This is a genomic window from Luteolibacter sp. Y139 (assembly GCF_038066715.1).
Taxonomy (GTDB): domain Bacteria; phylum Verrucomicrobiota; class Verrucomicrobiia; order Verrucomicrobiales; family Akkermansiaceae; genus Haloferula; species Haloferula soli.
The window spans coordinates 156,926-171,201 of sequence record NZ_JBBUKT010000007.1 but is presented as its reverse complement, the minus strand read 5'-3'; the positions used below and the strand labels follow the sequence as shown (position 1 = coordinate 171,201).

Here is a 14,276-nt window from a genome sequence, read left to right as displayed (position 1 = left end):
CCTCCCCGGGATCAGTTCGGAGTGACCTTGAGACGAACGAACCGCGGCCCTTGGCCGGTCAGATAATAGGTCAGCGTCGTGTTGGTGTTCACCGCGAGACTTCCAATCGGAACATTCGTCCAATTCACCAGGTCAATCGAGGTCTGGACCACGAACTCGGTTCCGTAGGCAGAAGCGGGAATGTTGCCGCCGTTGCTCCACGTGATCGAGTGATCTCCGCCCAACTGGGGATTCAGGGTGATGCCGGCTGGAGCGTTCATGAAGTATTCGATGCCGTTGAAAACACCGTCGCCATCCGAATCCAAATCGGCGGAAGCACCGCCGGCATGGGCATTCGCCCAAGTCTGGTAGCCGCTGACCGGTGGCGTCACCACCAGCAGCTTGCCGTTGCCCAGAAGCTGCGGAAGCACGGTGCCATCACCACTTCCCCCATTGACATTGGACGCGCGATAGAGCCCGGGAGCCATCGGCGTGTTGTTCACGATGAGCGCCCCGATGGTATCGTCCGCCGAGGTATCGAGTTCGAGGGTGGCACCGCTAGCGATACGGACCGTCGATACGTCCGGCAGAAAGCTCCAGAACATGTAGACACTACCGGCGTTGATGGTCGTGTCACCCGTGTAGGTGTTGTAGCCCTCGAAGCGGAGCGTTCCGGCCCCGGTCTTGACGACTGAGCTCTTCCCTCCGATCACCGCGTCATCAATGGTGCCAAATGGGGTGAAGGTCAGCGTCTTGCCGGCGGCCACGTTGATGGTTGCTCCATTGGCAAACTTCACGTTGGTAGCCGACACCGTCGAATCCTGCGACGCCACCAGCGAGTCACCCGCGTTGTCGAAACGCCAGGTGCCATAGTTACTGCTGCCACCGCTGCTCGCCAATTCGCCTCCGGCGAGCGTTACCACTCCGACCCCCACGTCCACACCCAGGCCACTGGTGATGAGCAAGCCGCCCGCATTCACCGTGATGGGATGCTCCTGCGTTCCATCCCATCCGAACAGGCCGTTGGAGGAAGCCCTCAACAACGCGCCGTCGTTGATCGTGATCGAACTCGCGTGGCTGAACGCACGCTCGTTCGGCGCGTTGCCGGGATTCACGAACAACTCTCCTGCACTGGCCACCACCGGCCCTGTGAAGGTGTTTTGGCCTGCCAGCTCGAGGCGGCCGGCACCGGTCTTGGTAAAGCCACCACCCGTGGAAACGGGGTCGGCCAGCAAAGGCTGCGTGACCAGAATGTTGACGCCGTTCGAGTCAATCACTGCGCCGCCCGCTTGCACATAGGCGGCGGTGAGATACGGCTCGCGGGGATTCCCCAGCGCGCCGGGGCCGCCGCCGAGAAAGGGCGCCCACGGCACATCGCGGTTGTGCTGGGCTTGGAGCGTCCCGCCATTGAAGTAGAAGGTCGAAGTACCCTTGGCATACACGACGTCGTCCGCAGTATTGTCCGGCGTTCCCTTGTCGTCGATGCGGGCTTCGCTGAAAACGTACATGGTCGAGAGCACGCCACCGTCGAGGTGAAAGGTCGCCGTGCCACCGGAGCCGCCTTGCCCACTGCCGGTGACGCCATTCCAGGTGGCCGAAGCCATGCTCACGCCCGCCGCCCAGTAGGCATCATGCAGATCGTCCGTTCTCAAGGTTCCGCCACTGAGAGTCGCAGTGCCGATGTTCGAACCGGTGGCCACCACATTGTCTCCCAATCCCAGATAGAGCCGGTCTCGCAAGGTGACGGTTCCACCAGACATTTTGAAGTTACCCTTCCCCGCCGTTGCGTTGCCGTTCGCGGTCTTTCCCACAAACAGATTGCCCGCAGTCACCGCTCCCGCATCCAGGTTCATGTTGCCGGTCCAGCCGCTGACGCCGAGGTGGATGTCGAAGGCGACCGAGAGGTTGCCGGTCGTGTTCATGTTCAAGGTCCCGACTCCGACGCCATCATTCGAGCCGCCGGGTTCACCGACGAACAGTGCGTCCACGATGTTGGTTGAACCGGTGCCCGTGCCGAAGCCGGTGAACGTTCCTCCGGTGGTGCTGGTATTCGCCAGATTGTAGGTGGCATTCCCTTGGGGACCGAAGCCGATAAGGAACCACCCCGGCGGCCACCCCACATTCTGGGTCGTCAGCGTGCCAGCCGTATGATTCAAGCGGCCGGTGGCAAACCAGCCGCCGATGATCACCTCGCACGGATTGAATGCGCTGTTAGAAGAAATGGTGGCAATGTTGCCGGCCACAGATTGGACGCCGGCCGCCGCGCCAGCCGGCAACACATCGCCCGGCCAGTTGAGAGGATCATTCCAATTCGTGCTCTGGCTGCCGTCCCAGTCCACCGCGAGCGCGGCACCTGTAGCGAGCAGCGAGACAATGCTGGTGGTAAGGAGTGTCCCCGCGGATCGCGGGAAGACGGGAAGAATGTTGGATTTTTCGATCATGGGTTAGCGACGGGGTAATTTGAGCGGTGAAGATGTCTTCCCATCGAAGGCGGCTGCTTGCTTCGCCACGGGTCAACGGCGAGAGTTCAAGAAAGCGACCACCTTAAACGGTTAATCAGACTTCGAATCATGCCCCGCGACTTCTCAGTCCGCAGGGTTCCGGAGGCTAGTTCCACGAACTACTCCCAGCAATGGGCGGAAACACCCATCCCACCCACCCGTCAAAGATACGACTTATGATCGAAGGCGAACTTCAGCAGGCTGTGAGAGCCGTAGATGTCCAGCTTCTTGCAAATGTTGTGCCGGTGGTTCTCGACGGTCTTCGCGCTGATGCCTAACAACCCGGCGATCTCCTTGCTGGTATGGTCCTCCGCGATCAGCCTGAGCACCCGCCGCTCTGCTGGAGTCAGCGATTCCAGCGTCGGCTTGCTAAGCAGCAGCGATTTGACCCGGTCCTCGCGACGACGACCGATCGATCCCAGCGCCGGACTAAAGAAGGTTCCACCTTCCGCGATCGTGAGCAGCGCGCTGACCACCTCACCACCGGCATTCTCCTTGAGGACATAGCCCCTCACTCCGATGTCGAGGGCCGCATTGAACAAGTCCTCATCGCTATACATCGTGAGGAAGACGATCTGCGCCGGACTTTGGTCCTTCCGGAGCGAGCGAGCCATCTGCAGGCCATTGAGATGCGGCATGTCCACATCCAGCACAATGATGTCAGGCTCCAATTCACGGACCAGATGCAGCCCGACCATCCCGTCCGCCGCCTCGCCGACGACCTCGAATTTCTTCTGTTCCTCAATGATCTCCTTCAGCCCCCGGCGGAACACCGGATGATCATCCACGATCAGGACTTTGATGCGGTTGCGCATGTCGTTGGGAGAGGTACTAGCACCTGGAGATTGACGCCTTGGCCTGGCGCGGAATCCATGCGGGCACTGCCGCCCATGATCTCGGCACGCTCCTTGATTCCGCTCAAGCCGAAGCCAGAGTCCGGTGCGGAGCCATTGTCGGAAAAGCCGCGGCCATTGTCACGGATCGAAATGGAGAGCCCCGCCGCGTTCGCCTTCACCACCACCGCAGCCTCCGTCGCCCCGGAGTGCTTGAGAACGTTGTGGATGCCTTCCTGGACGATCCGGTAGATGTGGATCTCGGAGTCATTGTCGAACAAGCCGTCGATCTCATTCACGTGGGACGCGAACTCGACGGAGCAGTTTTCCGACACCTTGCGAGTCAGGGCACGGATGGATTGCGTGAGGCCCAGCCGGTCGAGCTGATAGGGTCTCAGGTTCCGGGTGATCTCACGGACCTCGTTGATCGCCTGCAGCGTGGTATCCGAGATTTCCTCCAGCCGCTGGCGCAGAGCCTCGGGTGCGGATTGCAGGGCAAGATGAGCTTGATTCCGGATAACCAGCAATTCTTGTCCCAGGCTATCGTGCAAGCTCGCTGCAATACGCCGGCGTTCGCTTTCCTGGCTTTCCAGCATCGCGCGCGTGAATGCCAGCCGCGCCGCCTGTTGTCGCGCAAACCGCCGGTTCAGGAAAAAGATACGCATCAGCGCTCCGGCGAGAACCACGAGTAACACCCCGACCAGCGCCATCGTCCGTTGCCAAGTCCACCACGGCGGCCCTTTCAGTAGCACGAGGTCCTGCGAGCCTCGCGCCAGGATCTGTAATCGCGAGCTGCTCCCGGGCGAAGGCATCAGGAGACCGATGCCAGTAACCTCTAACAGACTACCCGGCTCGAAGACCGGCACCGCCGAAGTCCCTCCCGCAACCACCACTTCGAAAACCTGGCCATCCTCCTGCAGTTCGAGCATTAGGTCATCTCCCCGATGCGCCTGCGAAAAGAGATGCGCTTGAAGCTTCACCAGCTCCCCGTGGCGGGACTGATCGGCCTGCCTTGCATTCAAACTCGCGGCTGCCACGGGACGGCTGTCCGGGAGCAGCGTCCAGCTTGCCGCACTCATGCAAACCCCACTCCCCTTTCGTTCGGGAAACCCCGTTACCGAAACCACCGATCCAAGCTTCAAGGGCGAAGCATCATTCGCGAGCACCCTCACCGCACCGGTATCGTCCTGAATGAAGAAAAAGCCGTCTCGCTGGTAGGTCACTGATCCCTCGACCCTCGTGCGGTGAAGCCACCCGTCCTTGGCAGCGGCATCCCCGAGTCCGCCAATCGGCGTTGGCTTCACCGGTAAGGTCGGGGCTGCGTCCCGAATCTCAAGAAAGTCCCGGGACGGAACCAACAGCATCGGAACTTCGAACGTCTCCAACGACATCACCCCGCGCACACAGAGCGCCGAATCCACAAGACTCTCCAATGCTCCACGGTCCGTGTGGCCCAGCCACACCCGAATCGCAGATTGCTTGCCCACCAATTCCATCGTGCCGTCGGCATTCACCCGACGCACCACCCCTTCCAACTCACTCCACAAGCCATCACGATAGTCGCTTTCGTTGGCTGGCTTCGCCGGCGTCGGCAGGTTCAGCCAGCCGAGGATATTGAGCGACAAGGGAAGAATCGCCGGTGAAAACCTGCGCTGCCGCAGATTGCCCCCGATCTCGACGGAATGTCCTACGAACAAGGGCGGATGAGGTTTCCGCTCGTCCTGCGAAACGAAGATGCCGCCCAGCGTTTCCTGCACGACGAGACACTGCTTGCCGAGCACCTCGTCACTGAACGTCACCACGCCCCGGGTGAAGTAGCCACCGCCCATCACCGACTCCGTGGAAGCAGGCGCCGTGACGTCCACCGAAGAAGGCGCGCTTTCCGGAGCCGCTTCGGAGATGGACACCTCGCTCTCCGATGGAGTCCAAATCGAGCTCACGATCAGCCGCCCTCCCGAGTCCCGCCCGGCCTCACAAACACCGCGGAACCGGGCACGCTTTCCAACTGCCGGCAAGCCCCCGGACCAACTCGCCACCCGCAGCAAGAAGCGCCGAGCCCCGGATGCGATCTCCAGTGTCGCGGCCTCGCCATCCGACGCCGCAAAATAAATCACCCCTTCGCCACTTACCCACCGGAAGCTATCATCCGCTTGAAGATCGGCAGCCGGATCGATGGGCTTTGCAGCCGGCCAAGCTCCCTCCCCAAGCACCGCCATTTCCAAACCCCGCACCGAGAGTTCCCCCTCAGACATGCTGCCGGAAGTGAGAGGTCCGACCTTCGCCACCGAATAATTCGTCCAGAACTCCCGCAGGATGCCTGTGCCCGAAGCACTCTCCTCCTGCTCCGCCTTCCAAGGGATGAGATCGTTTCCCTCAATCACCTCAGGTTGGCCCCCGGATATTTCCCAAGCCACGGCCAGATGGCTTCCCGCCAGAGCCTGCTCTTGATACGCCTCGATGTAATATCGCTCTCCCGCCCTCAGATGAATCCGCTCCGAGCGTTGCGAAGGAAAGCGCAGCCATTCGCGCGGTAGTGTCCACTGGCCCGGCGGCACGAACGCCACCCGTTTCACGGAACCTGGATTCTGGTTCTCGCTCAGCCACAGTTCCGAGGAATCATCGCTGGCGATCCAGAACGTGTAGTCACCCGTCACCGGCGGCCGCAGCCAGCCACGCATCCGGGTCAACCGATACTCTCCCTCGTTCGCGGGAATCTCGAAGCGATCCAAGACTCCCTTCCCCGAGGGAGCAAAAGGAAAGCCCGGACAATTCGCCACAAACGGCGAGCTTCCCGCAGCTTTCAGCGAAACCCGCTGGCCCAGCTTCACCGGGATGCCGGGCGAATCCGGATGAATCCCCACCGCACCGGTATCATCCTGCACCACCAGCAGGTTCCGCCCGGGATGCACCCAGGTGACCACACCCGTTAGAGAAAGCGGATGCTCGGTATTGAAGGTCGCCTCTCGAAGCGCCCGGACCTCCGCCACGGTCCCCAGCTCGCGCACCTCTTCCCCCCGGCACGGGAGCAACAAGGCCGCAAGCATCGCGGTCGCGGAAAGCAGGTGAATCCACTTCATGATCGCCGGGAAGAATACGTTCCGGGGCTAGCAAGAATCCGTCAACCCGCCGTATCTGCGATATCCCCGTCGACAGCCATGGGTGGAAACACCCAGATCCCCGGCACCTCCGGTTCCACCGACCTCCAGCATCACCTCTCGCAGCCGTGGCTGAAAAATCCCTTGCCCCCCGCCCTCCCGCTCATGAAAGCATTTCTTTCGCAAACAGGGTGTAAATGCTTACTACGGCCAGCCGTAGTAGCGCCCGCCAAACCCGATCTACCCATGAAACGCCCTGCCTTCCGCCTCCTTTCTGCCGTCCTCCTTCTCGCGCTCGCCGGTTGCGGCGGCAAGGAAGCAGCTGGCAAGAAGCTCAAGCTCGCCTTCGTCACCAATAACGGCACCACCTTCTGGACCATCGCCCGCTCCGGCTGTGAGGATGCCGAGAAGGCCCTCGGAAACGTCGAGGTCGATTTCCGCATTCCCTCCGCCGGCACTGCCGCCGAGCAACAGCAGATCCTCGACGACCTCGTGGCAAAGGGCGTGGACGGCATCGCCGTCAGCCCCATCGACCCGGCAAATCAGACCGCCTTCCTCGACCGCATCGCCGGCCAGACCCTGCTGATCTGCCACGATAGTGATGCCCCGGCCAGCAAGCGCGTCGCCTACATCGGCACCGACAATTTCGCCGCCGGCGAGGAAGCCGGCAAGCTGCTCAAGGAAGCGCTCCCCAACGGCGGCAAGGTCATGGCCTTCGTCGGCAATGCCGATGCGGAAAATGCCAAGCAACGCTTCGGCGGTATCAAGAAGGCCATCGAAGGCACCAAGATCGAGATCCTCGATCTCCGCAGCGATGACATCGACAACGTCCGCGCCCAGAAGAATGCGGAGGACACCCTGGTGAAATACCCGGACATCGCCGGCATGGTCGGCCTTTATGCCTACAATGGCCCCGCCATCCTCAATGCCGTCCGCGCCGCCAACCAGACCGACAAGGTGAAGATCGTCTGCTTCGACGAGAATGACGAAACGCTCGAAGGCGTCTCCTCCGGCGACATCTACGGCACCGTGGTCCAACAGCCCTACGAATTCGGCAAGCAAGCCATCACCCGGATGGCCAAGCACCTCGGCGGCGACAAAGAAGCCCTCGCCGGCGGCAAGCAGATCGTGCCGACCCGCAGCCTCAGGAAGGACGACGTGGCAGGCTTCAAGGCCGAACTCAAGAAGGCCCTCGGCAAGTAATTCCGGTCTCGCCCTTCTCCTTCGCGATGGACCCGGCACCCTTGCTCGAGATGCGCGGCATCTCCAAGCGCTTCCCCGGCGTGGTGGCGCTGGATCAGGTCAGCCTGTCCGTGGCCAAGGGCGAAGTGCTCGCGCTCTGCGGGGAAAATGGCGCGGGCAAGTCCACGCTGATGAAGATCCTCGGCGGCGTCTATCAGCCGGACGATGGCGAGCTCTTCGTCGACGGCCAGCCGGTGAAGATCTCCGCCGTCACCGACTCGATGGCGCTCGGCATCGCCTTCATCCATCAGGAGCTCAACGTCCTCGATAACCTCGACATCGCCGCCAATATCTTCCTCGGCCGCGAACCGCTGAACGCGCTCAAGCTCATCGACCGCAAGAAGATCCACGCCGACGCCGCGCCATTGCTCAAGCGGCTCGGCCTCGATATCCCGAGCACCACGCCGCTGCGCAATCTCTCCATCGCCCAACAGCAGATGGTCGAAATCGCCAAGGCACTCTCGTTGAATGCCCGCGTGATCATCATGGACGAGCCCACGTCCAGCCTGACTCTAACCGAGACGGCGCGCCTGTTAGAAGTCGTCGCCGAACTTCGCTCCCACGGCGTCAGCATCATCTACATCTCCCACCGCCTTGGCGAAGTCAGCCAATGCGCCGACCGCGTCGAGGTGCTGCGCGATGGGAAGAATGCCGGCAGCTTGAGCCGCACGGAAATTCACCACGACGCCATCGTCGCAAAGATGGTCGGCCGGGAGATCCAGCACGTGCGCGTCCCCTCTCAAGCCCAACAAACACCCGGCTACCTGAAGGTCCGGAATGCCCGCTCCAGCCGCTTTCCCGGCCACAGCGTTTCCTTCGATGCAGCCCGCGGCGAGATCCTCGGCTTCGCCGGCCTCGTCGGAGCCGGCCGTTCGGAAATCATGAAGGCCATCGTCGGCCTTGATCCCCATGGCACGGCAGAAGTCGCCCTCGGCACCGGGACCCTGACCATCCGTCACGCCCGCGACGCGATCTCGCACGGCATCTTCCTCGTTCCCGAAGACCGGCGCCAGGAAGGCCTCATTACCGGCATGACGGTGCGGGAAAACATCACGCTTCCCGATCTCGGCAACTATTCGAGCACCGGCCTCATTAGCAAGACCCGTGAGACCGCCGTCGCCGTCGGGCAAATCGATTCACTCAAGATCAAGACACCCGGCCCCGAAGCTCTCATCCGGAACCTCAGCGGCGGCAACCAGCAAAAGGTCGCCATCGGCAAGTGGCTCGCCATGAATCCGAAGGTGCTGATTCTCGACGAGCCCACCCGCGGCATCGACGTCGGCGCCAAGGCCGAGATCTACAAGCTGATGCGAACCCTCGCCGAAAATGGCGCCGTCATCCTCGTCATCAGCAGCGACATGGAGGAAGTCCTCCACGTTAGCGACCGCATCGCCGTCATGCACGAGGGCCGCATCACCGGCGTCCTCGATGCCGCCGACTGCAATGAGCAGAACGTCATGCAGCTCGCCGTCGGCCGCACCGTCCCCTGCGCCAAGCCCGCTTCCCTTCCATGAAAAAAGAACTCGGCATCTTCATCCTGCTGGTCGTCCTCTGCGCGGTCACCGCGACGATCAACCCGCGGTTCCTTTCCTCCGCCAACCTCACGAACATGGCCAATGTGATCGGCCTGTTCGGCGTCTTCAGCCTTGGCCTCGGGCTGGTGATCATCACCAGTGGCATCGATCTGTCGGTGGGCTCGATGTGCGCTCTAACCGGCATCGTCCTCTCGATGGCCCTCACCGAGTGGAAATGGGCGTGGCCGCTGGCCGTCATCGTCGTTGCCTTGATTCCCATGGTCCTCGGCTGGGCACACGGCGCGCTCATCACGCGGATGAAAATGCAGCCATTCATCGTCACCCTGTGCGGCCTGCTGCTCTACCGCGGCATCGCCCGTTTCATCGCGGGCGACAGCACCAAGGGCTTCGGCGATCCCACCAACTTCGCCACCCTGCGACAGCTCGCCAGCGGCAAGTTCCTCGGCCTCCCAATGCCCTTCGTCGCTCTCATCGTGGTCGGCACCATCCTGTGGGTGCTGCTGCACCGCTCGGTCTATGGCCGCTACTTGCTCGCAGTGGGACGAAACGAGGAAGCAGCCCGCTTCTCCGGCATCAATACCAACCTCGTCATCACCGCCGCCTACGTCATCGCCGGGCTGCTCACCGGCATCTCCGGCATCATGATCGCCTTCTACACGAACTCGGTCTCGCCCTCCAACCACGGCAACTTCTACGAACTCTACGGCATCGCCGCCGCAGTCCTCGGCGGCTGCAGCCTGCGCGGCGGCGAAGGATCGATCATCGGCATCATCATCGGCACCGCCCTGCTTCAGGTTCTTCAAAACCTCGTCAACCTCCTCGGCATCCCCAGCTCCCTCAACTTCGCCGTCATGGGTGCCGTAGTCCTCCTCGGCGTCCTCGCCGACCAACTCCTCCGGCAACGCGCCCGGACCGTATAGCACCTCTTTCTTCCGTCGCCACGGCGTAGCCCAAAGCCCCCCTGCCTTCCGTCCCAACGGGATGACTCATAAAAGCCCGGCACGAAGTGCCGGGTAAAGCCCCCACCAGCTTCGTCTCCCAACGGGAGACCTCATGCTGGGCACGGCCCTTTCCCCCTCACGTCGTCTGCCCAATCAACAACGTCGGCTTGTAAGCCACCGACGGCAACTTCGTCTCAGGGCCACTCTTGAACAACTCAAAGGCCATCTCCGCCGCCTTCTTCCCCATCGCGTAAGCCGGGATCTGCATCGTCGTCAGCCGCTGCCACGCACACAGCGACGCGTAGTCCCCATTGAAGCTCGCAATCGCCAGCTTGTCCGGAACCCGCACCCCACGATCATAAGCAGCCCGCCCCACGAGGTTCGCCAAATCATCATCGTACGCGACCACCGCATCAAACTGCGAAATCGCATCCCAATCCGACTGCGCCATCTCAACGTCAAAGCCGACAATCGCCTTGAGCGTGACCGTATGGCAACTCACCGGCAGCTTCGCCTTCTTCATCGCCTTGCGGTAACCATTCTCTCGATCCACCGCACTGTGATGCATCAGCTTCACCGGAGCCCCGCCTTCCACGAGCCGATGAAGGAAACCGATGCGCTTGTAACCCTTCTCGATGAGGTGTCCGGTCAGCTCACTCGCCGCCCATTCGTCGTCCACATACACCGAGTTCTCCTCATGCCGGTCATTGAGGAAAATCACCGGCAGCTGTGATGCCTGCGTCCGCTCGTAAATCTGTCTAGCCAGCTCGCTGTAGCTCTCGATCACCAGCACATCCAGGTTCCGCTCACTGAACACCCCCGGCATCGCCTTCGAAATATCGGCAATGTCAACCGGCAGCCGGATCAAGGTGATGCGAGACCCCTCGCCTTCCGCCACATCGTGCACACCCGCGAGGTAGCCCGCGGGCGAGTTGATGAAGAGGCCCGTCTTGGCCGCGAAGTAGCCGATCGTGTCGAAGCTGTTGGACCGGATCGAACGCGCCCCCGCATGCGGCTGATAGTTTAACTCCGCCGCCACCCGCTTGATCCGCTCGATCGTCTCCTGCTGGAGCTTGATATTCGACTTCGGATGCGGCCGGAGCGCCTGGGATACCGCCGCCGTGCTCAGGCCGGCGGCCTTGGCAATATCCTTGATGGTCGATCTGCGGGAAGGGGTCATGGGCCGGAAATCAACAGCGCGGGCCGTCACCCGTTCATGCGTTCCGGCGCTAGCCATTGCAAGCAACAAAACCCCCACATCTGTTGGATACCAAAGCCAAACCGCTCCTCGTGGCTCGCCGAAGCCGTCCCGCCAACCTCGAAACTCCCCATTCCGGTAGCCACTGGGAACGATCCCTGCCCTCGCCCAGTCCCACGGAACCACCGGAATGTGATCTGCTGGATGAAAGGCGAACAACCCCATCAAGACATGCCACGAGGAGACAAATCCAGCTATACCGACAAACAGAAGCGCCAGGCCGAGCATATCGAGGAAGGCTACGAGGCCCGTGGCGTTTCCAAGAAGGAAGCCGAGAGCCGCGCCTGGGCCACCGTCAACAAGATGGACCACGGTGGCAAAAAGTCCGGCTCCGGCCGCAGCAAAACCACCAACAAAGCCGCTCACCCCAAACACGCATGACCCCCAACCCACAAACCGTCGGCCAACACCGCATCGCTCGCGAGGACTGCGAAGTGGGCGATTGGGTGGATGCCCTCACCGCTCCCGAGTGGTCGGCCCAACGGGCATCGCACGTCTTCCGCCGTGCCGAAATCTCCATCTCCCCTGTGGATGGCGGCATCGGTGGAATCCTGCCCGATCAGTCCGAAGAATGGACGTTCATTCCCGGGCACCGCGAAACCGGACTCGTCTGGATCCGCGAGAGCTAAATACTTCGAACCCAAAAAAGAGGCCGGGCCGTGATTCACACGGCCCGGCGTTTGTTTGTGTGCTGTCCTGGGAAAGTCACACGCCTCACCTCGACCTCAAGCGCTCGAGGGCGGCCACGTGTTCGGAAAGCGGCGGAAGCAGCTGCTGGCGGATCACCGTCTTGATCTCATCCATGACATCCTTGTTGCGGAGCGCCTCCTCATACTCGTCGACGCCGTGTTCCTCGCCCTGTTGGAGGGCGGCAAGAGCAGGCGACTCGCCGAGCATCTTGGCGGTCCCTTCCACCGCCTTGGCAAAGGCTCCCCAAGCACCGGAATCGGTAGCCGGTTCGGCTCCCATGTCGACCAAGTGCTCGCGCAGGCGGGCCGCGCTATGCTGGTGATCATTCTGGATGGCGCGCAGCGTGGAGCGCTCCGTATCGTTCTCAAATTTCTCCAAGGCTTGGCCGTAGGTCTCGATGGCCGAGAGCTCGCCTCTCAGAAGGCTGTTGCAGACATCGATGCATTCGTGGGTCGCATTCATGATTTCGATTGAAGTGATGTCCGGCCTCAATGCCGGATCACTCCTTCCAGCAGGGACGATGCCCCGCTGAATCCATTGCGGCTTCGATCCAGTGGCCCACGCACCGGTGCAAGCTGCCCATCGGTGCACGCATTCTGCATAGGAATCCCGGCTGGTCCGGGATCTGCGAAAACCCTTGGAAGAACTCTTCCATGAAAATCCCACTCTCCATGCTCGTCCTTCTGCTGCCCGTTTCGGCGCAGGACACAAAGGACCCGGTGACCACCATCACCGGCAATGTATTCCGGCCACCCTTGGTTCCCGCCAGCGAGGAACGGATCGCCGCGTTGAAGGTAGCCGACGGTTTCACGGTCACCGTCTTCGCCAAGGACCTGGGCAAGCCTCGCATGATGGCCGTATCACCCGAGGGCCGCGTTTACGTCACCCGCCGCGGCGAAGACGGCGACGTGCTCATGCTTCAGGACAAGGACGGCGACGGCATCGCCGAGGAACCCACAAAGGTTCTCTCGCTTCCAAACGTTCACGGCATCGCGATCCGCGATGGGATCGCCTATCTCGCCGCCATCCGCGAAGTTTACACCGCACAGATTCGCGAGGACGGGAGCTTCGGCCCCTTGCAGAAGCTCTACAGTGATCTTCCCGACGCTGGCCAGCACCCGAACCGTACCTTGGCCTTCGGACCCAGTGGGACGCTCTACCTCTCCGTCGGCAGCACCTGCAACGCCGCACCCGAACCCAATCCCGAAAGCGCCACTCTCATCGAACTGGAAACCAATGGCAAAGGGCGGCGCATCCACGCCACCGGCCTGCGCAATACCATCGGCTTCGCTTGGCAACCTGAGACCCTCAAGCTCTACGGAATGGACCACGGCATCGACTGGCTCGGCGATGAAGCCCAACGCGAAGAACTCAACGAGATCAAATCCGGCAAAAACTACGGCTGGCCCTACGTCTTCGAAGACGGCAAGCCCAACCCCGCCCGCGATCCACAGGAAGATACCGGCAAGAGTTGGGAAGCCTACGCGAAGGAATGCGAACCGAGCTTGCTCACCCTGGATGCCCACAGCGCGCCCATGGCCATGCTCTTCCCCTCCACCAAGCAATTCCCGAAGGAGTTTCACGGCGACGCCTTGGTAACGCTACACGGCTCATGGAACCGCGCCAAGGCCAGCGGCTACAAGGTGGTGCGTCTACACTTCAAGAACGGCGAGCCCGAGGCTTTTGAAGACTTCATCACCGGCTTCTACTTGGAAGGCGACAAGAGCCACTTCGGCCGCCCCTGCGGACTCGCCGAATGGAAGGACGGCACCGTGCTCATGAGCGATGACAGCGGCGGCGTGATCTACCGCATCTGGTATTCAAAGAAGGCCCTTGAGAATCGCCCGAAGACAGCGCCTGAGAATGAATGACCCTCAAGCGGGCACCCTCTCCTCCTCAGCATGATCGGCATTGTCCACGATTCCCTCGGCACCCTGCTGCCGCGAGCAGTGGCCACAGCAGTAGATCGCACCGTCCACTTCCACTCCGTGTCCGATGATGCGGCAATCGCAGTGAGGGCAGGTTGGCGCGAGCATTTGAATGGCGCACTCGAAGCAATCGAAGGTATACGTCTCACCATCGATCGTGACGTCGATGCACTTGTCGTATTGGTTTCCGCAGCATTCGCAAGTTTTCATGACCGCACATAAGTCGCAGGGCACGTGCCGCTCGCCTCTACCTTAGCATCACGAAAAAGGAGCC

At 61.7% G+C, this 14,276-nt stretch carries 11 protein-coding genes and 1 pseudogene; 6 read left to right on the top strand and 6 right to left on the bottom strand.

Features of this window, described 5'->3' with window-relative positions:
- Positions 1-11: 11 nt before the first annotated feature.
- The 3 genes from WKV53_RS17945 to WKV53_RS17935 all read right to left on the bottom strand — a co-directional run bounded on the left by WKV53_RS17945 (position 12) and on the right by WKV53_RS17935 (position 6,390).
- Positions 12-2,420 carry an autotransporter-associated beta strand repeat-containing protein gene (locus WKV53_RS17945; RefSeq protein WP_341406158.1) on the bottom strand — a complete coding sequence of 803 codons (2,409 nt, stop codon included), beginning with the start codon at positions 2,418-2,420 and terminating at the stop codon, positions 12-14.
- Positions 2,421-2,641: 221 nt separating this feature from the next.
- Positions 2,642-3,295, bottom strand: a complete 654-nt coding sequence (locus tag WKV53_RS17940; protein ID WP_341406157.1) for a response regulator — start codon at positions 3,293-3,295, stop codon at positions 2,642-2,644.
- Positions 3,271-6,390 carry a histidine kinase gene (locus tag WKV53_RS17935; RefSeq protein WP_341406156.1) on the bottom strand — a complete coding sequence of 1,040 codons (3,120 nt, stop codon included), beginning with the start codon at positions 6,388-6,390 and terminating at the stop codon, positions 3,271-3,273. The genes WKV53_RS17940 and WKV53_RS17935 overlap by 25 nt, the downstream gene beginning before the upstream one ends.
- 264 nt (positions 6,391-6,654) lie before the next feature.
- Here WKV53_RS17935 and WKV53_RS17930 point away from each other — a divergent pair, with 264 nt between their 5' ends.
- From WKV53_RS17930 to WKV53_RS17920, 3 genes are read left to right on the top strand one after another with little or no spacing between them, the layout of a single operon-like run.
- The gene (locus WKV53_RS17930; RefSeq protein ID WP_341406155.1) at positions 6,655-7,611 is read left to right on the top strand and encodes a sugar-binding protein; all 957 of its coding nucleotides are present in this window, start codon (positions 6,655-6,657) and stop codon (positions 7,609-7,611) included.
- Between the two features lie 26 nt (positions 7,612-7,637).
- On the top strand, positions 7,638-9,164 hold the full coding sequence (locus WKV53_RS17925; RefSeq protein ID WP_341406154.1) for a sugar ABC transporter ATP-binding protein: 1,527 nt from the start codon (positions 7,638-7,640) through the stop codon (positions 9,162-9,164).
- Positions 9,161-10,105 (top strand): ABC transporter permease, encoded by a 945-nt coding sequence (locus tag WKV53_RS17920; RefSeq protein ID WP_341406153.1) that lies wholly within the window; start codon positions 9,161-9,163, stop codon positions 10,103-10,105. Before WKV53_RS17925 ends, WKV53_RS17920 begins: the two co-directional genes overlap by 4 nt.
- Positions 10,106-10,262: 157 nt before the next feature.
- On the opposite strand, the gene WKV53_RS17915 is transcribed toward WKV53_RS17920, so the two are convergent.
- Positions 10,263-11,306: a LacI family DNA-binding transcriptional regulator gene (locus WKV53_RS17915; protein WP_341406152.1), complete on the bottom strand. Its 1,044-nt coding sequence runs from the start codon at positions 11,304-11,306 to the stop codon at positions 10,263-10,265.
- A gap of 249 nt (positions 11,307-11,555) precedes the next feature.
- Here WKV53_RS17915 and WKV53_RS17910 point away from each other — a divergent pair.
- A pseudogene (locus WKV53_RS17910) lies at positions 11,556-11,750 on the top strand (plasmid stabilization protein); the annotation flags it as partial.
- Between the two features lie 11 nt (positions 11,751-11,761).
- Positions 11,762-12,013 carry a hypothetical protein gene (locus tag WKV53_RS17905; protein WP_341406150.1) on the top strand — a complete coding sequence of 84 codons (252 nt, stop codon included), beginning with the start codon at positions 11,762-11,764 and terminating at the stop codon, positions 12,011-12,013.
- A gap of 85 nt (positions 12,014-12,098) precedes the next feature.
- Here the strand turns inward: WKV53_RS17905 and WKV53_RS17900 are convergent, their stop codons facing one another.
- Positions 12,099-12,536, bottom strand: a complete 438-nt coding sequence (locus WKV53_RS17900; RefSeq protein ID WP_341406149.1) for a DUF2383 domain-containing protein — start codon at positions 12,534-12,536, stop codon at positions 12,099-12,101.
- Between the two features lie 191 nt (positions 12,537-12,727).
- On the opposite strand from WKV53_RS17900, the gene WKV53_RS17895 reads away from it, so the two are divergent.
- Positions 12,728-13,945 carry a PQQ-dependent sugar dehydrogenase gene (locus WKV53_RS17895; RefSeq protein ID WP_341406148.1) on the top strand — a complete coding sequence of 406 codons (1,218 nt, stop codon included), beginning with the start codon at positions 12,728-12,730 and terminating at the stop codon, positions 13,943-13,945.
- Positions 13,946-13,948: 3 nt separating this feature from the next.
- Here WKV53_RS17895 and WKV53_RS17890 read toward each other — a convergent pair whose 3' ends face one another.
- The gene (locus tag WKV53_RS17890; protein WP_341406147.1) at positions 13,949-14,212 is read right to left on the bottom strand and encodes a metallothionein; all 264 of its coding nucleotides are present in this window, start codon (positions 14,210-14,212) and stop codon (positions 13,949-13,951) included.
- Positions 14,213-14,276: the final 64 nt, after the last annotated feature.